This window comes from Chitinophaga parva (genome assembly GCF_003071345.1).
In the GTDB taxonomy this organism is placed as follows: Bacteria; Bacteroidota; Bacteroidia; order Chitinophagales; family Chitinophagaceae; genus Chitinophaga; species Chitinophaga parva.
On the sequence record NZ_QCYK01000002.1, the window covers coordinates 798618 to 817132 of the forward strand.

15 protein-coding genes are annotated in these 18515 nt (G+C 52.8%); 3 read left to right on the plus strand and 12 right to left on the minus strand.

Annotation, left to right across the window (positions count from 1 at the left end; all coding sequences use genetic code 11):
- Positions 1-8: 8 nt before the first annotated feature.
- The 8 genes from DCC81_RS26005 to DCC81_RS13730 all read right to left on the minus strand — a co-directional run bounded on the left by DCC81_RS26005 (position 9) and on the right by DCC81_RS13730 (position 7768).
- Entirely contained in the window at positions 9-1775 is a 1767-nt protein-coding gene (locus tag DCC81_RS26005) for an OmpA family protein (protein ID WP_108687188.1), read from the minus strand.
- Positions 1776-1866: 91 nt separating this feature from the next.
- Entirely contained in the window at positions 1867-2859 is a 993-nt protein-coding gene (locus DCC81_RS13700; protein ID WP_108687189.1) for a hypothetical protein, read from the minus strand.
- 13 nt (positions 2860-2872) lie between these two features.
- The gene (locus tag DCC81_RS13705) at positions 2873-3538 is read right to left on the minus strand and encodes a hypothetical protein (RefSeq protein ID WP_133177664.1); all 666 of its coding nucleotides are present in this window, start codon (positions 3536-3538) and stop codon (positions 2873-2875) included.
- A gap of 698 nt (positions 3539-4236) precedes the next feature.
- Positions 4237-5127 (minus strand): helix-turn-helix domain-containing protein, encoded by an 891-nt coding sequence (locus DCC81_RS13710; protein WP_108687191.1) that lies wholly within the window; start codon positions 5125-5127, stop codon positions 4237-4239.
- A 27-nt stretch (positions 5128-5154) separates the two neighbouring features.
- Positions 5155-5970, minus strand: a complete 816-nt coding sequence (locus DCC81_RS13715) for an SDR family NAD(P)-dependent oxidoreductase (RefSeq protein ID WP_108687192.1) — start codon at positions 5968-5970, stop codon at positions 5155-5157.
- Between the two features lie 214 nt (positions 5971-6184).
- Complete coding sequence (locus tag DCC81_RS13720) at positions 6185-6700, minus strand: cupin domain-containing protein (RefSeq protein WP_205686330.1); 516 nt, start codon at positions 6698-6700, stop codon at positions 6185-6187.
- Between the two features lie 173 nt (positions 6701-6873).
- Positions 6874-7176: a hypothetical protein gene (locus DCC81_RS13725; protein WP_108688238.1), complete on the minus strand. Its 303-nt coding sequence runs from the start codon at positions 7174-7176 to the stop codon at positions 6874-6876.
- Between the two features lie 94 nt (positions 7177-7270).
- Complete coding sequence (locus DCC81_RS13730) at positions 7271-7768, minus strand: Lrp/AsnC family transcriptional regulator (RefSeq protein ID WP_240612984.1); 498 nt, start codon at positions 7766-7768, stop codon at positions 7271-7273.
- Between the two features lie 325 nt (positions 7769-8093).
- On the opposite strand from DCC81_RS13730, the gene DCC81_RS13735 reads away from it, so the two are divergent.
- The 3 genes from DCC81_RS13735 to DCC81_RS13745 all read left to right on the plus strand — a co-directional run bounded on the left by DCC81_RS13735 (position 8094) and on the right by DCC81_RS13745 (position 13028).
- A complete protein-coding gene (locus DCC81_RS13735; RefSeq protein WP_108688240.1) occupies positions 8094-10721 on the plus strand; it encodes a glycoside hydrolase family 2 protein in 2628 nt (875 codons plus the stop codon).
- 518 nt (positions 10722-11239) lie between these two features.
- Positions 11240-12073, plus strand: a complete 834-nt coding sequence (locus DCC81_RS13740) for an arylamine N-acetyltransferase family protein (protein ID WP_108687193.1) — start codon at positions 11240-11242, stop codon at positions 12071-12073.
- Positions 12074-12083: 10 nt separating this feature from the next.
- Positions 12084-13028, plus strand: a complete 945-nt coding sequence (locus tag DCC81_RS13745; protein ID WP_108687194.1) for an ABC transporter ATP-binding protein — start codon at positions 12084-12086, stop codon at positions 13026-13028.
- A 139-nt stretch (positions 13029-13167) separates the two neighbouring features.
- Here DCC81_RS13745 and DCC81_RS13750 read toward each other — a convergent pair whose 3' ends face one another.
- From DCC81_RS13750 to DCC81_RS13765, 4 genes are all read right to left on the minus strand, one after another.
- Positions 13168-13617, minus strand: coding sequence for a winged helix-turn-helix transcriptional regulator (locus DCC81_RS13750; RefSeq protein WP_108687195.1), 450 nt, complete (start codon positions 13615-13617; stop codon positions 13168-13170).
- A gap of 131 nt (positions 13618-13748) precedes the next feature.
- The gene (locus DCC81_RS13755) at positions 13749-14063 is read right to left on the minus strand and encodes an ArsR/SmtB family transcription factor (protein ID WP_108687196.1); all 315 of its coding nucleotides are present in this window, start codon (positions 14061-14063) and stop codon (positions 13749-13751) included.
- Between the two features lie 195 nt (positions 14064-14258).
- Positions 14259-17006, minus strand: a complete 2748-nt coding sequence (locus tag DCC81_RS13760) for an alpha-L-rhamnosidase (protein ID WP_108687197.1) — start codon at positions 17004-17006, stop codon at positions 14259-14261.
- Positions 17007-17012: 6 nt separating this feature from the next.
- Positions 17013-18509, minus strand: coding sequence for a RagB/SusD family nutrient uptake outer membrane protein (locus tag DCC81_RS13765; protein WP_108687198.1), 1497 nt, complete (start codon positions 18507-18509; stop codon positions 17013-17015).
- Positions 18510-18515 lie beyond the last annotated feature (6 nt).

Genomic DNA, 18515 nt, shown 5'->3' on the forward strand with positions numbered 1-18515 from the left:
GTTTAACATTACTCACCCAATACAATTTCCACGCGCCTGTTCTGGGCCTTACCTTCCGCGGTAGCGTTGCTGGCTACGGGTTTGCTGGCACCATAACCTTTGGCCTCTACGCGGTCAGTAGTGATACCTTTTTGTACCAGGTAATCTCTCACCGCACCGGCACGTTTTTCAGACAGGGGAAGATTGGTGGCGTCGGTACCCACGTTATCCGTGTGGCCATACACGCCCACCTTCAAACCTTCTGCTACTACCGCCGACTGGAAGATCTCATCCAGCAGCTTGTAAGAAGCAGGACTAATAACGGCGGATCCGGTCTGAAACTCGATGTGGTAAGATTTTGAAGACACTTTGTCCGTGATCTCACTGGCATATTTTGTTTCGATGGCTTTACCTTCCAGCAGTTCCGGGTGATTGCTGATCACGGAGAACAGGAAAGATTTGTCCACGGCCTTTTCATACGGCAGGTAAGCCGGCATGAGCTGGGGGTACATCTTCACCATCAGGCTACCAAACGTATTGTACACAGCTTTGTAGCGGTCTATCTTGTCGGTGCCAAGGCCATAGGTATTGGCCATATCCTGCAGGTTAAATACCGCAGAGCCACCCAGGTTCACTTTCAGTCCCTGCATATCTTTTTCTTCCACGCCGTTGAAGTATTTCAGCCAGTAGTCCGGCGTCTGTTCATTGTACACGGCGGCGCTCACCTTTGCGGCAAACTCGCGGGCCTGCGTGTAAGAGCGCACCTGGTCTCCGGCCTGGGCCAGGGCAATGATCATGTTCTCAACATCCGTGCGGTGGTCGTTGGCCCACTTCCTGATCGCGATGGTCTGGTTACTCATCTGCGATGCATACTGGCGGGTGCTGGCAATGGTGACCAGGCCACCTTTTTTCTGGGCCACGTTCACGTCGCCGGGCGTCCAGGTGGCTACCCCATCCACGCCCACGGTGGTATCGCGGCCGGTGGTCTTACCATTCACCACGATCTTGCGGTTTTCGGTATACCCGGCAATGTACTTGTTGGGCGCATCCAGGAAGTCGTTTGCAGCGATCAGGTTGATGGCTGTAGCATCGTAGGTGGTTTCATCCGGGTTTACTTTGATGCCGTTGTCACCGGCCCATTTCAGCAGGATGTTCACGTCACCGTCGCGGAGCACACCGGCCACGCATTTACCGATCGCATTCTTCGGGTCCTGTTTCCAGCCCTGGGGGCCCATCACCTGGTCTTCCCCGAAGGACTTGCCATGCGATACCGGGATGATCACCGGCTGGTATTCGGCGCCCAGCGGTTCCAGCTCTTTAGACAATGAGGTCATGAAGGCAGGCATACCGTCGCCCATGAAGGTGATCAGTACACCGGGCGTGTTAGGATCGCTTTTATATGCCTGTGCAAACTTCACCAGGTCTGCCATCTGTTTGTTACAGTCATCCTGGCGGACATAAGTAACATTCAGTTTGGCCTGGTCAAAGAGCGAATGCTTTGTCGTATGTACGCCACCGTTAGCATACATGGCAGAGAACTGGCTGTTCCACGCCATGCGCAACCAGGTGATCTGTGTGCCGCCATTGGAGGCGGGATTATCATCTGGCAGGGGCAGTTGTTGGGCATTGCTGCCCAGGGAGGCTTCCGGGGCATCGGGCAGGGTTACCTTGCCCACTTCCACGGCGTTGCCTACCGCTTTGGGCCGGCCCTGGTACCATCTTACGCCCAGGACGCCCGTGGCTACTACGGTGATAATGATGAGTAATTTACCGGCAGGTTTTAATTTAAGTGACATAGTGAGTTTGATTTAATAAGTGAGCGTTTAAGTGTTTTTTGAGTGTATAATTTCCCTGGTGTTGGACATTGTTTTTGTATATCCGTTCCCGTTAGTCCAGCAGTCCTTTGTACCGGTCCGGTACAGACACCCCTTTCAGGTGCCCGCCATCCGCATTCTTATTAAGCGATTGCCGGGTGTAGTTAAAGTCGGACTGCATATCAAAACCATTGATCAGTGCAATGGCCTGTGCAGACTTGGCTTTGTCTTCCAGTACCTTGTCGTCCATGAAGTGACTGGTCACTGCAATGGCAGACCTGATGTGGCCTATCTTTTCACCAATACGCACCTTCAGCAGGGCCAGGGCTTTTTCCGCATCCTGGTTCAGGCCATCATCGCCCTTGAAGGCTTTCATGGCACTGCTTACGGCGTGCAGGCCGGTGGTCACGGAGTAGTAGAGGTCTTTCTTGGCCTCCAGGTCCAGCTTCGCGTCTTCCAGCATGATGCCGCTTTCTTCGTAAGCCGCATCTGCAAAGGTTACCAGCTTGTTCAGGTCACCCACGATGGGCGTTACGTTGTCGATGTATTCCTTGCAGCGGGTTACGTTGTTGGCGTAGAGATGCACCTGGTTGTTGTGCGGGTTTTCCTGCTGCAGGATCTTCACCTTCTGGATGTTGAGTTGCAGTTCTTTTTCCTTTTCACTGAGTTTGTCCATCAACTCGCTCTGCTTGCCTTTCAGCCGTGCCGTTTGTTTGAACAGCGTGTTACGGTCTTCATAACCCTGTTCAATTTTAGCCTGCAGGATGGCAAAGGGATTGAGCTCTATCACCAGCCCCAGTGTGTAGTCTGCAATGAAGGAGGATAAGTAGCGGAGCGCCCGCCAGAAGCCTTTGCTGGAAAACAGCATCAGCAAAAAGGTGAGCACCACCCCGCCTATCAGCAGGTTCACCAGGTTCCAGGTAACGGTGATCAGCCAGGGTAGTACATAGAGGGTAAACCCGTACGTGAGGCCCGCCAGCAGTGCAATGCCGACCATCGCTGTCGCCACATTTTTAGGCTCGGAGAGCCAGTTTGTTTTCACTACTTTTTCGGTAAGTGCTTTCATGATCGTAGTTGTTTTAAAGGATGTGTTGATTAATTTTTTCAATGTTTTTCATCAATGCATCTTTCTCTGCCAGCAGGGCGGCATTGTAGCCGGCGGCGCTGGTATCCAGCTTTGCTTCACTTTCGGCTACTTCCTGTTCCTGTTGCTGCAGTTGTTGCTGCAACTGCATGATCTCCCGGGAGAGCTGCTGGATGCGGGCTTTGCCATCTTCAATGGCCGCCTTCCTGCTTTTTACCTTTTCATCCAGCGCGGCATCAATAGTTTGGTGAAAAGACACCGCGTCTGATGCCAGTAGTTGCAGGTAGTCCTGGGCGGAACTGAGTAGCTTTTCCTTGTCCAGCCCCTGTACCTGCAGACCTGCAAATGCAGCGCAGAAGCGGGCTTTCTCGTCAGCGATGGACTGCATGGCGGCGGTCATCCTGGAAAACTCCAGGTAGCCCGGGCCGGGCAGGCGCGCTTCCGCAAAGAGGCGGTTAAAGTGCTCCTGGTACTTTTGGGCCGCTTCACCCGTTACTTGTTTGCGTACCGGCGCTCCCGTTGCAACATCTTGTGTAGCCCGCCTGGGTGCGGCAGGTACAGCGGGGGCGGTGCCGGGTTGCAGATCCGGCAGCGGTCCGTCTTGCGGTTTGTCTTCCATTTCTACGAAGGCAGAAAGGAGCTTTTTACCAAATGAGGCCATGGCGTTGTGTTTTAGTATGTGAGTGATCGTTGACCTGCGGGCATAGCTCCGCCAGGACAACCTTTTCAGTTGCTTTTTGCGTTGTCAGTCTGTGTAAGGAATAGCAGCTTTGCGGACTGGCTGCACAGCAAGCTTCATCACCACGGTGGTTGGCGCAAAGCTTCCATTGAATTACGCGGTGCGTAATCCATCTGCATAGATTTCATGTGTAATGAAAATGCTGGTTAAGTAACAGAAAGTTTCTTTCGGGCTTGAGTACTGGGACTTGGGAGTCAGGTGAGGTGGGCCTTAATATAAACGCTGAATACGTTTTTCATTTTGCTTTGGAGACTAGCTCCTTTTTTTGTTTGACCATGTAAAGATAGAGCGCTTTTAACATTCCATTCACAGCAGGTGGGACCAGCGGTTTAAAAATCGAGAGGACGGCCCCCAGGTCTTACAAACGGTCAAAAACAGGGATGAATAGGTAAATATGCATTTAAACGGTAAAATAGATGGATTAGCGGTTTTGCAATAGAAGGTCGTTTTTGTTTTATGATTCTATAAATGGAATGACTTTGCAATTGCAATTTTAAATCCGGAAGCCATCTTCTTTAAACAAAAAGTAAAGGACACGATGTTGCAAATTTTAAAAACGGGTTACAAAAAAAGGCCTGCCGCAAAAGCAGCAGGCCATGATCTCATGATGCTTGTGAAGATCAGTTGAGTAATTGTTTCTTGAATTGCACCGGGCTTAGTCCTACTTCCCGCTTGAACAGGCGGGAGAAATAAGATAGGTTCTCAAACCCCAGCGCGTAGGCTATCTCCGCCACGGATTGATCTTTGCTCTTCAGCAGGTTCTTTGCTTCAGATACCAGGTACATGTGGATCAGCTCCAGGGCTGTTTTACCACTTTCCTGTTTTAATATATCACTGAGATAACGGGGCGAGAGGTGAAGTTGCGCGGCCAGGTGATGTACGGAAGGCAATCCCTTTTCCTGGAAATCCCCACTGGTGAAGTAACTGGCGAGTGCTTCATTAAAGCGGGTAGCTGTTTTGCCGGCTATTTCGGTGCGGTTAATGAACTGGCGTTTATAGAAACGCTGGGCATATTTCAACAGGGTGTCAATATTGGCCAGCATGATCTCGCGGCTGTATTCATCCACGTTGTTATGATACTCCGTTTCCAGCTTGCTGAAGATATCCCATACCAGTTCTTCTTCTTTGGCAGAGAGATGCAGGGCCTCGTTGGTCTCATAATCAAAATAGTGGTACTTGCGGATAGCCTCATGCAAGGGGTGCCCGGTGAGGAAGTCCTCGTGGAAGAACAGCATAAAGCCGTCTTCTTCCAGTTCCAGCTCTTTCATTTCAATGACCTGGTGGGGGCGCAGGAATATCATGGAACCGGCACTATGATCAAAGCGCGTACGCCCATAACGGATTACGCCGGATTTGAGCTTCTTGAAAGCTACCATGTAAAATTCACTGGTAAACTCCCGGTTGCCCATTGTACAGCTGTTGTCGCAGCGGTACAGGCTTACCAGCGGGCTTTCCACAGGCGGGAAGCCGTTTTCCTCGTGAAGGACTGCCAGGCTTTTATAATGTCTCATACGTACCGGTTAAAAATGTAAAGGATATCATCCATGTGCGGCGTGGGCCACTTCCTGCCATTGGTCCCATTCGGCCAGGCGTGCTTCATACACACTTTTTGCAAAGGGGAGGGCTACTTTGCCCAGTAGCAGGCGCAGTGGTGGTTGCGCACTGTCCACTAATTTAAGGATTGCCGGCGTAGTAGCCGCAGGATTTCCAAAACTATCCGGCGTGGCGGAGTCGCTGAAGGCCTTGCGCAAGCCTGCGTATTCTTCCATAGGCGTAGTGCTGGCGGCGGAAGCGCCTGCCCAGTCCGTGGTGAAGCCATTTGGCTCTATCATGGTTACATGGATGCCGAACTGTTTTACTTCCGTGGCCAGTGTTTCGCTGAGACCTTCCACGGCGAATTTAGAGGCGTTGTAAAGGCCGAGCACCGGCAGGGTTACCAGGCCAAGGATGCTGGATACCTGGATAATGTGCCCGCCGCCTTGTGCCCGCATAATGGGCAGTACTGCCTGCGATGCCCAGAGCAGGCCAAAGAAGTTGGTTTCCATTTGTGCACGGGCTTCCTGTTCCGTAGTTTCTTCCACGGCGCCAAAGAGGCCATAGCCGGCGTTGTTGATCAGCACATCAATGCGGCCGGTATGTTGCTGCGCTTTTTGTACCGCGGCAAATACGGCGGCGCGGTCGTTTACATCCAGCTGCAGGGGCAGCAGGGCTTGTCCATATTTGTCGGAAAGGTCTTGCAGGTCTTTGAGGTTGCGTGCCGTGGCAATCACCTTATCACCGCGTTGCAGAAAAGCATCTGCCCATAACTTACCGAAGCCGCGGGATGCACCGGTAATGAGAATTGTTTTTGACATAATTGTGCGTCGTTTGTTTTGACAACACAAATTTACCGCCGCGTGCAGGCTGGTTGTTTGCACAAAAGTGGGGAAGACTAGCACATTTTTACGGGCGAAGTGCTGTAGCTGCCAGGTTGCCGCCGGAAGTCCTGGTTTAAGCAGCAGCTGTTCTTTCATATGATCCATGCATTTGCAGGGGAACAGCCCGGTGCTGTTCATTTATCACCACCCTTTATTTCCGGGTAGGATCATCCGTTGCATTCACATACGTTACACCGGAGGGGCCATAGCCCGTGATCTCCACCATTACCGGCCCTTTGGTCATGGCAAAATGATTTTGCCCGGCTACTTCCGTGTACACGCTACCCGTGGGCAATTGCTTCAGCTTTGCTGCATCAAACTTATCGCCGTACCCGAAGTACCAGGTGCCGGAAACTACCGTGGCCGTACGGAAGTCCGGGTGCAGGTGGGCGGCGATCTTTGTGTTGGGGCCAATTTTGAGGAGAATGGTGTAGAGCCCTGGCTTAGCCGGATCGCCATACAGGACGATCTCCTCGATGCCCGCATGATTGCTGGACCCTGGTGCCAGTGCGCCTTTGCTATGCAGGGCGGTAAGTTCCGTGGGGGTAAGCCGTAACTGGCCATTGGAAGGAGCGGCCACCTGGGCAAAAGTAGCGGCCCGGGTGCCGAGCAGGAATACGCAGATCAGGCAGCCTGTCTGCAGCAGGCGTTTGCTGGTTTGTAGCATAAAATGGTTTTGCCAATGCAGGACCAATGGTGTGCCGGAAAGGCAGATCCGCTACCATAGCTGGTTTGGTGAGGATAAGGCTTTTGGAGGACCGCGATATTCCGTCAATTAATATTTGCGCTTCGTGAAATTGCGGGAGGCCCGGGTGTTATCTCCTGTAGCGCGTATCGGGCTTATGCCAGCAAATTAAATGACACCAGTGCAATGGTAATACCCAGGCACACCAGCGCCACGAGAAAGATGTATTCCGCCACCAGCTCCATTTTCCGGGCATTTTCCCGCTTGGAGGCGCGCATGGAAAGAAAGGACAGCAGGCAACTGGCTATCAGCAGGAGGGAGGCCACGCCGGTAAGGTCATCAATGATAGTGGCCTGGTTAAACTTGGCCACTTTGATGGACGTGAGCACAATCAGGCAAAACCCCAGCAGGTTCGCGGAAGTATTGAGGATATGTGGAGATTTGTTGTCCGGTGCCATGAATGACAAGTTACGGAATGGGCTGTTTACACCTTGTTAAAAATGGGACTTTATTCGCGGTCACGCGGCCTGCGCCCGGTTGGTAAAACAGTGCCTATTCATCGCCATGCACCAGGCCTACATCCGGCTGGGCATATTTGTACACCTTAAAATAAATAGCAGTTTTGGTCTGGTGCACTCCCTCAATAGCAGCTACTTTGTTAATGAAATCCTGCAGGTGGTCATTATCCCGGCACATCACATCCACCTCCAGGTCGTAATCACCGGAGGTGCCGGCCAGGAAACTCACTTCCGGCATCTTCGCTATTTTTTTGGCTACGGCCTCCTTGTGGGTGGCAGGGCGTACAAACACGGCTACGTGCGCATAGCAATTGAAACCTACTTTCACCGGGTCCACGCGGCCCACAATGGTGATCACGCCTTCTTCCAGGAGGCGGTTAAACCGGGTACGCACCGTGCCTACAGACACGTTCAGTTTTTCAGCGATCACGGTGAAGGAAGTCCTGCCATCCTGCTGCAGGGAGGAGAGGATGGAAAAATCCAGTTCGTCCATTATCATATCCTTTTTTGCGGGCAATTTGTTTTTGTCCATCTTAAAATGGTTGAATTTTCAGCCAGGGAACCGGGTTTGGTCAAAAAATGGGGATAAATAATCCTTTTTTTTGTTTATTTCTTTTTAAAAATACATTTTTTGCAGAAAAGTTTTAGTATTTTTAAAATAAATGCAGCAGGATTATCACTGCCACATCATATAACTGCCGGCCACCGGCGAAGGTTACTATCAACACAAAATCTAAATCGCTGACCCCTGGCGGGTCGTATTCCGGAGATGGGAATGCGACCCGCTTTTTCTTTTACTATATTTGTCGCTGACAATTGTCGACGGAAACTTCTACCTGCAAAAACAAACTTCACGCATGCACCGCACATTGAAGATCACCAGTGTTCTATTACTAACAACGTTCCTGAAATTATCCGCACAACAACCCGATTATGAGCTGAACAGCGGCTGGCAATGCCAGCAGGTGAACAGTGTAAAAGCCAATGGGGAAGCCATTTCCAGCCCATCGTACCCGTTGCAGGGATGGATGCCGGCTACCGTGCCTGGTACCGTGCTTACCTCGCTGCTGGATAACAAGCAGGTGCCCGATCCTTTTTATGGCATGAACAACCAGCATATCCCGGACATTTATTACGCCGGGCGGGATCACTACACGTACTGGTTTGTAAAGGACTTTAAAGAAACGGCCACCGGTCCTGATGGACAGGTATGGCTGCACTTCCGGGGCGTAAATGATGGCTGTGATATTTTCCTGAACGGTCATAAGCTCAATGCCAGCACCCACTTTGGCGCCTACCTACGCCAGTCGTATAATATCACGCCCTTCCTGGCAAAGAACGGTCAAAACCGCCTGGCAGTGATCGTATACCCGGCACCGGTAGTAGGCGATCCTAACGGCGGGCAGGGAGGTGATGGCACCATTGCCCGTAATGTAGGCCCGCAGTACACTGCCGGGTGGGACTGGATACAGCCCATGCGCGACCGCAACACCGGCATATGGGATAAGGTGACCATAGAGAAAACGGGCGCGGTGCGCATCAAAGATCCGCACGTGGTGACCAGCGTGCCCGGCCAGCGCTGGCCCGGACAGGCCCAGGCGCCCGCGTTCATTGACGTAGCTGCCGATGTGGAAAATGCCAGCGGCAAAGCCATCAGCGGCATGCTGCGCTACACCATGGAGGGCAATACCCTCAGCAAGGCTGTAAGCCTGAAACCCAATAGCAGCGCTACGGTACAACTGCCGGAGCTGACGCTTAAACAACCCAGGCTCTGGTGGCCGGCAGGTTACGGGGAGCAGGCTTTGTATAAAGTGAAGATTGAATTTATTGCCAACGGCCAGCCCAGTGATGCGGAAAGTGTGGAAGTGGGCGTGCGCGAGATCCAGACTTCCTGGAATGCCCACACCGGCAGCCGTGAAGTAGCGGTGAATGGGCAAAAGATCTTTATCAAGGGTGGCGACTGGATCACTTCCGATGCCTTGTTCCGCTTCAGCAAGGAACGGTATGATGCAGAAGTGCGTTTCCACCGGGATATGAACCTGAACCTGATCCGCATCTGGGGCGGCAGCCTCACGGAACGGCCGGAATTTTTTGAAGCCTGTGATAAATATGGCCTGCTGGTGTTCCAGGATTTCTGGATGTCTGGCGACTGCAATGGACGCTGGGTAGACCCGATGAAGAAGGAAGACCAGTGGACCAGGCGGCAGTACCCGGATGATCACCGCCTGTTCATCAACAGCATTGCAGACCAGGTGAAGCTGCTCCGCAACTACCCGTCGCTGGCTTTCTGGTGTGGAGGCAACGAGATCACCCCGCCGCCGGATATCTTCCACGCCATCAGGGATTCCATTTTGCCTGCACTGGACCAGACGCGTTACTTCTTTGATTATTCCAACAGTGACAGCATGTCTTACAATACGCTGGGGGGCAATGGGGACGGGCCTTACAGCATCCAGCCAGTGGAACATTTCTGGAGCTTCAAAACTTTTCCGTTCAATTCAGAAGTGGGCTCCGTAGGGGTGGGAGACCTGGTATCCCTGCGACGTTTTATGCCGGAGGAGAACCTGGTAATGCCAGACTACCGCAATAAAAAAACAGATGCTGTATGGGAGTATCACAAATACATTCCCTATGAAAATTACCATGAGGCTTACGGTAAGCAAAAAAATATCGAGCAATGGACCAACACTGCGCAGCTGATCAATTACGACCAGTACCGCGCGCTGATGGAAGGCTTTTCTGCGCATATGTGGGACTGGTACACCGGTGTGATCATCTGGAAAACCCAGAACCCGTGGACCGCGTTGCGTGGCCAGATGTATGACTACTACCTGGACCCCAACGCCTGCCTGTACGGGCTGCGAACCGGCAGCAAGCCCCTGCATGTGATGTACGACCCGGTGGAAGGCATGGTGGAGATCGTAAACAATCATTTCCAACGCGCCCGCGACCTGATGCTGGAAGTGAAAACATATGACATGCAGGGCCATGATTCCCTGCTTACCCAGCTCTTTGTGGAAACAGCCGCCGCCGGCACGCAAAAATACCTGCCCATCAAAGCCGCAGTAGACGCGCTGCGCAGCAGGGAAGGCGTATTCCTTTCCCTGCGCCTGCTTAACCTGGACAAACAGGTGGTGGATGAGAACATTTACTGGATGGCCGATGAAAAGGGCCAGTACAGCGGATTACAGCAATTGAAACCCGCATCCGTGCAGCTGAGCGCCCGCCGCAGTGGGCAAGAGGTGGCTGTAACGATCAGCAATCCGGCCGGCCAGCCGGTGGCATTCTTCAACCGTTTTTCACTGGTGAATGCGGGTGATAAACAACGCATCCTGCCGGTATTTTACAGTGATAACTATATAACCGTGATGCCAGGCGACAGCAAGACGGTTACGATCAGCGGAGCGCAGGTGGGTAAGCATACAGCAGCCCTGGTGGAAGTATATGGAGAGAACGTGAAGCAGCAATACGTGACGGTCCGGTAGCGGCCGGGGCATTAGCTTACCGGTATCAAAAAGGATAGTGAGGTGGCTGGTGCCCCGCAGCATGAATATTAATGGACTTCTAATCCCGGATGGTAGCAGCGCCCGGCAGCCCGCGCTTGTATTTTAGAAACGGCACCGGGTATACAATGGAACACTGTGCCGGAAACTTTCCTTGTACTGGAACGCGGCCATCCTTTCAAAGCCGCTACAGGTAAAGGTTTGAGAGTGCTAATAGACAGATATGAATATTCTTAATTTATATCAGGTTAAAAAGTATGATGAAAAATCAGATATATACAATTAAGGGGAAAGTGCAACGCGGCAGGTTGAAAATTATTTGATTATTGACAAGATTTAAGAGAAATTTGTGATAATATTTCAGGGGAAGCTTTCTAATTTTATTCGCTAATAAGGTGCGCAAGTCAGCCTGTAAACCGACTGGTTTTTTCCTACAGAACAGAGAGTTTGATTTAATGGTAATGGTCAGTTGAAAAACTGTTCCTGGTTATTGTAACGCTATGAATTTAGAAAAGTATTTGTCGCGCATCCATTACTCCGGTCCAATCACGCCGGAGTTGTCAACCCTCCGGGAGTTGCAGCGGCTGCACGTGTTGCACGTCCCATTTGAGGATATTGATATTTATTGTGGAGTCCCCATCGTCCTTTCTCCTAAACAATTTTTCCGGAAGATCGTTACTGAACAACGGGGTGGCTATTGCTACGAGGTGAACGAATTGTTTTACCAGTTGCTGCGTGCTATTGGCTTCAGCGTGCGCCGTATATCCGGCCGGCTGGTGTCTGGCCACCGCTACGGGCCTGAGTTTGATCACATGGCCATCTGCGTGACCCTGGGTGGGCAGCAATACCTGGTAGACGCCGGTTATGGCGATTTTTCCCTGCAGCCCCTGGCCATTACACCCGGCCTGGTGCAGCACGATGGCCATACGGAATATTGCATTACGGATGGTGTTGAAGTAGATGGGATGTCTTACTTCCAGGTAGCTAAATGGAGCCACGCCAAGCAAAAATTTTCCCCGGATTTTATATTCACCCTTACACCGCGTACCCTCATTGAATTTGAGCCGATGAACCGCTGGAAACAGAGTTCCCCGGAATCCAAATACCGCAATACCCTTATCTGTAGCCTGCCTGTGAATGGTGGCCGCGTAAGCATGGTGGGCAATAAACTGGTGCGCACCCATGGCCAGGTAAAACAGGTGACCACCGTCCCCGACGGGCACCAGCTTACCCTGCTCCGCGCGGTGTTTAATGTAGACCTGCCGGCTGAAAAGTACCAGCGCCTGGCAGCCGCCCACGAAGTTCATGCAGATAATACGGCGGTGGTAGCGTAGCTTTGCACCCATGCATTTTTTAGAGATCCAGGATATTCATAAGAAAACCGGCAGCGATTTTGAATTGCTGCCGGTTTCTTTCTGTGTGGAGCAATTCCGGAAGCTGGCCATAGCCGGCGAGTCCGGCTCCGGCAAAAGCACGCTGGTGAAGATCATCGGCGGCCTTGCACAACCCGATGGCGGCCAGGTGCTGTTTGAAGGTGTACGTGTAAAAGGCCCCGAAGAAAAGCTCATGATGGCCACCCCGGGCATGGCCTACCTTTCCCAGCACTTTGAGCTGAAGGAAAATTACTGGGTGGAAGACATCCTCAATTATTCCAACCAGCTCACGGAAGCTTCTTCCCGCGAACTGTTCGACATTTGCCGCATCAGCCACCTCCTGCGCCGCAAGACCCACCAGGTGTCCGGTGGCGAAAAGCAGCGCATTGCCCTGGCCCGCCTGCTGGTGAATACGCCCCGCCTCCTCATCCTGGATGAGCCTTACTCTAACCTGGACCTCATCACCAAAAACATCCTCAAGGACGTGATCCGCGATGTGTCTGAGCAACTGAAGATCACCTGCATGCTGGTCTCCCACGATCCGCTGGACATCCTGCCCTGGGCGGATGAGGTGATCGTGATGAAAGGAGGGAAGATCATGCAGCAAGCCGCCCCGGAAGTCATCTACCGGGAGCCGGTGAATGACTACGTAGCCGGGATCTTTGGGAAATACAACCTCCTGCCGGCCGCGCTGGTAAAGGCGCTGGGTGGTAAAGCAACGGCGGAAACGTTTGTGCGCCCCGAGCAACTGCAAGTGGTGGAAAAAGGTGGAGTGAAAGGCGTGGTGAAGGCCGTGCACTTTGTAGGCTATGGGTATGATGTGCAGGTGCAGGTAGAAAATATGCTGCTCAGCGTGCGGGCTGCAGACAATGGGTTCAAAGCAGGAAATACTGTACGGGTGGCGTGGCGCGCTTAACGTACGCCCTTCACCGTTAGACATAAAAAGGCCGGGAGCATCACTGCTTCCGGCTTTCAATTTTTTACAACCGGTGATTATACCGCTTTTCAGCGCATGCAACGCCGTCAAGGAAAGCATTGCCTGTTTACAACGGTGATCACACCGCTACCGGTACCAGCTCCTGCCGGGTGGCTGCTGCGGGTACCTCCGCGTGTTCTGCCGCTGCGGCGGCATTGCGCTTCCGGGCGCTTTCCTGCAGGCGTTTCTTGTGTTGCTGGCCCCATTCCCGCATAGCGGTGATGATGGGCTGCACCGTCTGGCTGTAGGGCGTGAGGGAGTATACTACCGTTACCGGTTTGGTGGGGTACACCTCGCGGGTTACAAATTCATTCAGTTCCAGCTCCTTCAATTCTTTAGACAGGATCTTGGGCGTAATATCGCCCAGGGTGCGCTGCAGTGCCGCAAAGCGCAGCGGGCCTTCCGCCAGGGAAATAATAATGGGCAGTTTCCATTTGCCGTTCAGTACATATAAAGTATCGCTCACCGCGTTGAGGGCGGCTTTACAGGTTTCCCGGCTGTGGATGGTGAATTGGTCAGTGCAAACCATACGTTATACATTTTTTAGTGAGCCAGTTTCCCGTAAGGCTACGGGTATCTTTCGGATAGCGAAGGTACTGGAAAATACCGTAGGCTCGCCTGGATACTTAAAAGATGACGGAGGCATGATGCAGAGAACGGTCACTGCTGGTCCAGGAAATCGCCAAGGGCGTCCAGTTTCTCGTTCCACAGGGCCCGGTACCGCTCCGTCCAGGCGTTTACTTCCTGCAGTTTGCGCACATCGGCACGGCAAAACCGCTCCCGGCCCTGCTCGGCAATCACTACCAGTCCACATTCCACCAGGATGCGGATGTGTTTGGACACGGCCGGGCGGCTGATATTGAAATTCTCGGCAATGGCATTGAGGTTCAGGGAGCGCCCGGCCAGCAGGTCAATAATATCGCGGCGGGTGGGATCGGCTATGGCCTGGAATACGTCTCTTCTTAACTGGTTCATACGGCTTGTTTTTGCAGGCTGGACACCGGAAATTAATGAAACCATTTGGTTTCTGGGCAATAAAAAAGGGCGCACCATGGCTGGTACGCCCCTGAGGGGATTAATTGTTCTTATTTAATCGTATGATCGTATATGCGTAACTGTTAGTGTGCCAACATTCGCCCACGATCACAATTAACTATTAACGTGGCTTCATCACGGCGTAGTAAAGTGATAATTGCCGGAACCTACATTGTACACCGCGTAGGTGCCTTCCTGTTTTATGAATTTGATATTGGCATCATCCGCGGCAATGGCTTTGCCGTTTTCCTGCACCTGGTTTGCATTTTGGGCGGGCACGTACACCACGGCGCTGGCATTGGCGGGGATGCTGATGTTCCAGTCAAATGCTTTGTCTTTACCTTTCCAGGCACTTTTTACCATGCCATAGCTGCTGTGGTAACTGGCGGTTACATGATCCAGGCCTTTGAGCATCGCGGGCTTCATGATGATCTTTTTATAGCCCACGTTGCTGGTATCCGGGGCAATGCCGCCCAGGTGCTGGTAACACCAGATCAGCAGGTCGCCCAGGAGCATCACGTGATTGCCGGAGTTCATGCCGGGATTGGCCGTGTCACCGTTCCACAGTTCCCAGATGGTAGTGGCGCCGTTCTCCGCCATATAGCCCCAGCTGGGATAGGTTTTGTTAGTGGCCAGTTGCAGGGCTATGTCGCCACGGTCATATTGTGTAAGGGTGCGCATCAGGTATTCCGCGCCTACCAGGCCGGTGCTCACATGGCCGTTGTAATCTTTCAGCGTTCTATCTGCTACATGCTGGAACACGCGCTGCCGCTCACTTTCAGGCGCCAGGCCAAAGGCCAGGGAGAAGATGTTCGCTGTAGGCGTGTTATTGGCATAAAAGCCTTCCGCGCTGTTAAAGAATTTTTTGTTGAAGGCACTTTTCACACTGTCTGCCAGTGTTGCATAGCCGGGTGCGTCGGCTTCATGACCGGTCAGCTTTGCAAAGCGCTGCATGTGCTGCAGCATGTGATAATAGAATGCAGTGCCCAGGAAAGCGCCTGCCGTAATGCGGGCTGGATCTTTGGAAAGGATCATTTCCGGCGATTCCGGCGGCACACACCAGTCGCCATAAGTATCTTTTGTGAGGATGTGGTCTCTCATGTATTTGTTTTGCATGTAAGCCATCCATTTCTTCATGGCGGGGTAGTGCTGCTGTATGGGTTTGGGATCGCCATATTGCTCATACAGCATGTTGGCTATTTCCAGGAAAGCGCCGGGCCAGGTCATGTTGTCTGAATAGATCTTCCAGTACGTGGGGGCCACATCGGGGATGCTGCCTTCCGGGGTTTGTGCGTCCTCCAGGTCCTGCAGCCATTTTGCGTAGAGCAGGTGGTTGTCAAACAGGAAGCTTTCCCCGCGGGAGCCGGTCATGCGGTCGCCGGTCCAGCCCATGCGCTCATCGCGCTGGGGGCAGTCTGTAGGCATGCCGCGGTAGTTGCTGCGGATGCCCCACCAGGCATTCTGGTATATTTTATTGAGCATGGTATCGGAGCTTTCAAAGTGGCCGATGTTTTCCATCTCATCATACACCACACGGCCTTCCAGTGCATCCAGCGCGGGTTTGCCGGGATAGCCGGCCACTTCCACAAAGCGGAAGCCATGGTAAGTGAAACGGGGCTCCCAGCTTTCATCGGCACCGCCTTTCAGCGTGTATACATCTGTTACTTTCGCGGTACGCAGGTTATCCATGTACAGGGAGCTGTCTTTCTGCAGGCGTTCTGCAAAGCGCAGCTGCACACGGTCTCCGCGTTTGCCTTTTACATGCAGGTGTACCCAGCCTACAAAGTTCTGGCCCATGTCGTAGATAAATACACCGGGTTTTATTTCCGTCACCTTTACTGCACGCACGGTGTCCATTATTTTCATGTTCTTGTTCAACTGTGCTTCCAGTTTGTCGCCGGGGGCTTTTACCAGCTGCACGGGCAGCCACTGGCTGTCGTTGAAGCCGGCCTTGTTCCATCCCGGCATTTCTTTGGTAGCATCATATTCTTCCCCATCGTATTCATTGTTTGCCACGATAGGTCCGGCTGCCGTGAGTTTCCAGCTTGGATCGCTGGTTACCTGGGTGCTGGTACCGTCTTCAAATTCAACATTGAGCTGGCAGATCATTTTGGGAAAGCCATAGTTTGTTACGTTGAACGTGCGCATGGTAAAGAAGCGGCCGTTGCCCAGGATAACGCCGAGCGCATTCTTACCGTTGTTCAGCTGTTTCGTTACGTCAAACGTGTTGTAGAAGGCGCGCTTGTTGTATTCCGTAGGGCCGGGGGCCATCACCTGGTCGCCTATTTTTTCTCCATTGAGGTAAGGCTCATACAAGCCAAGGCCGCTGATGTAAAGCGTGGCTTGTTTCACCTTTTTATCCAGGCTGAATTCTTTGCGCAGGTAGCGCGCAGAAAGGCGGGTGGCGGTGTCTTTGGGTTTATCCCAGGAGAAGGCGCTGTCCATCCCTATCCACTGGCCGTGCCAGTCGCCCGGTTGCAACAGGCCCATGCTCCAGGTGGCGGGTTTGCTCCATTTGCCGGGGTCACCGTCTTTGGTCCACACGCGTACTTTCCAGTAGCAGTGCTGGCCGCTTTGCAGGGCTTTGCCGGCATAGGCCACATTGAGCGACTGGTCTGAGCTTACCTGTTTGGAATCCCAGAGGTCTGGCTTGTCATCGCGGAGGGCCGCTTCCGAGCTGGCCACCATTACCTGGTAGGCCGTCTGCATCACGCCACGGGCGTTGCTTTCCAGCTCCCAGCTAAAGCGGGGCTGGGTAATGTCTATGCCCACCGGCTCCTCCGCATATTCTACCCGCAGGTGCGATAGCGTAGGGGCGTTGGTGTTAGTACAGGCATACAGTCCCATACAGGCGGTTACAAAAAAGGCAAGGTTTCTTTTCATCTGTGGTTATTGTGGATTTTGAGTCAGGTTGTCCAGGTTCACATCTGTTTGCGGAATGGGCAGCAACAGCCGGTTCGTGGTCACCGCGTAAGCATTGGCAGGGATATAGTTCTTCGCAGCTTTTTCCCTTGCGCCGTGTGCATTCATGATGTCTACCGCTTTGCCGGTGCGCAGCAGGTCGTACCAGCGGTGGTTTTCAAAAGCCAGTTCTACCTGGCGTTCGTGAAAAATGGCATCCCGGAAGGCGGACTGGCCGGGCAGGTCTGCCGCCGTTTTCCTGGCAAGGCCGGCGCGTTGTCTTACCTGGTTGAGGAGGTCAAACGCTTCCCCATTGCCCACATAGCTCTGTTCATTCAGGATCTCCGCTATTTCCAGTACTACGTCTGCATAGCGCAGCACCGGAAAATTATCATTAGTGCGGCCCACATCTGTGAAGCCGTGGTTGTACTTTTTGCAATAGGGGATATGCTGGAATACACCGCTGGCGTCTGTAAAGCCCAGTGCCAGGGATACATCCCTGCGCTTGTCGCCCGGTTCATAGGCCGCGATCAGGTCGGCCGTGGGAATGTTCCACCCGGAGCCGCTGCCTGCGATGCCGGTCTTGGTATCGCCCGTCACTGCACTACCCGATGTCCAGGGCGCAAAGGTGTACATGAAGGTACTATATAAACCGGTTTGTGAGCCCAGGTACTGGATCTCGAAAATAGATTCCGGCCCGTTTTTCTTATTGGGGTCAAAATTATCCGCATAACTGGTCAGTAAGCTATAACCGGCTGCCTGCACTTTGCGCAGGGCTGCCAGTGCATTGGGATAATCCTTTTGCGTGAGGTACACCTTGCCCAGCAATGCATTGGCCGTGCCGGAAGTGGCACGCCCGGCCTCTCCACTGGGGTAGTGTGCCGGCAGTTTGCCGGCGGCGTCGGTAAGGTCTGCAATGATCTGTTTGTACACATCCGCAACCGGTGCGCGGCCTTTGGAAAGCGTTTGCGAAGGAGATGTGATCGTGGTGAGGCGCAGGGGCACATCTCCAAACTGGCGCACCAGGTTAAAGTAATGAAACGCGCGCAGGAACTCGGTTTCGCCAGTGTATTGATTACGGGCGCTGTCGCTCAGTGTTACATTACCAATGTTGTCCAGTACATCATTACAGCGGCCAATGCCGATGTAGCTGTTCTTCCAGAGATTGCTGATACACTCTGCCGTGGCGCCTACCAGGAATTCATCTACAAATTCCCATTGCTCATGGCCACGGTCTACATTGTCATACTGGAAGCAGGTATTGTCGGAGCGCATTTCCCCGAACATCCAGTAGCTTTCACTGCCCAGTGGCTGAAGGATGTTGTAAGCTCCGTTCACGGCTTGTTTGATCTCTGTTTCATTTTTATAAAAGGAGTTGCCATTGATGGCTGTTTCCGGGTCGAGGTTCAGGAAATCCTTTTTGCAGCCGGCGCCCAGCAGGAGCGTGGCGGCCAGTAAATACCGGATGGTGTGATTGCGATGCATGTGAGT

Excerpts from the sequence above, each read along its gene's own strand:
- DCC81_RS26005 (WP_108687188.1), bottom strand. The coding sequence starts at position 1,775 with ATGTCACTTAAATTAAAACCTGCCGGTAAATTACTCATCATTATCACC.
- DCC81_RS13700 (WP_108687189.1), bottom strand. The coding sequence starts at position 2,859 with ATGAAAGCACTTACCGAAAAAGTAGTGAAAACAAACTGGCTCTCCGAG.
- DCC81_RS13705 (WP_133177664.1), bottom strand. The coding sequence starts at position 3,538 with ATGGCCTCATTTGGTAAAAAGCTCCTTTCTGCCTTCGTAGAAATGGAA.
- DCC81_RS13710 (WP_108687191.1), bottom strand. The coding sequence starts at position 5,127 with ATGAGACATTATAAAAGCCTGGCAGTCCTTCACGAGGAAAACGGCTTC.
- DCC81_RS13715 (WP_108687192.1), bottom strand. The coding sequence starts at position 5,970 with ATGTCAAAAACAATTCTCATTACCGGTGCATCCCGCGGCTTCGGTAAG.
- DCC81_RS13720 (WP_205686330.1), bottom strand. The coding sequence starts at position 6,700 with ATGCTACAAACCAGCAAACGCCTGCTGCAGACAGGCTGCCTGATCTGC.
- DCC81_RS13725 (WP_108688238.1), bottom strand. The coding sequence starts at position 7,176 with ATGGCACCGGACAACAAATCTCCACATATCCTCAATACTTCCGCGAAC.
- DCC81_RS13730 (WP_240612984.1), bottom strand. The coding sequence starts at position 7,768 with ATGGACAAAAACAAATTGCCCGCAAAAAAGGATATGATAATGGACGAA.
- DCC81_RS13735 (WP_108688240.1), top strand. The coding sequence starts at position 8,094 with ATGCACCGCACATTGAAGATCACCAGTGTTCTATTACTAACAACGTTC.
- DCC81_RS13740 (WP_108687193.1), top strand. The coding sequence starts at position 11,240 with ATGAATTTAGAAAAGTATTTGTCGCGCATCCATTACTCCGGTCCAATC.
- DCC81_RS13745 (WP_108687194.1), top strand. The coding sequence starts at position 12,084 with ATGCATTTTTTAGAGATCCAGGATATTCATAAGAAAACCGGCAGCGAT.
- DCC81_RS13750 (WP_108687195.1), bottom strand. The coding sequence starts at position 13,617 with ATGGTTTGCACTGACCAATTCACCATCCACAGCCGGGAAACCTGTAAA.
- DCC81_RS13755 (WP_108687196.1), bottom strand. The coding sequence starts at position 14,063 with ATGAACCAGTTAAGAAGAGACGTATTCCAGGCCATAGCCGATCCCACC.
- DCC81_RS13760 (WP_108687197.1), bottom strand. The coding sequence starts at position 17,006 with ATGAAAAGAAACCTTGCCTTTTTTGTAACCGCCTGTATGGGACTGTAT.
- DCC81_RS13765 (WP_108687198.1), bottom strand. The coding sequence starts at position 18,509 with ATGCATCGCAATCACACCATCCGGTATTTACTGGCCGCCACGCTCCTG.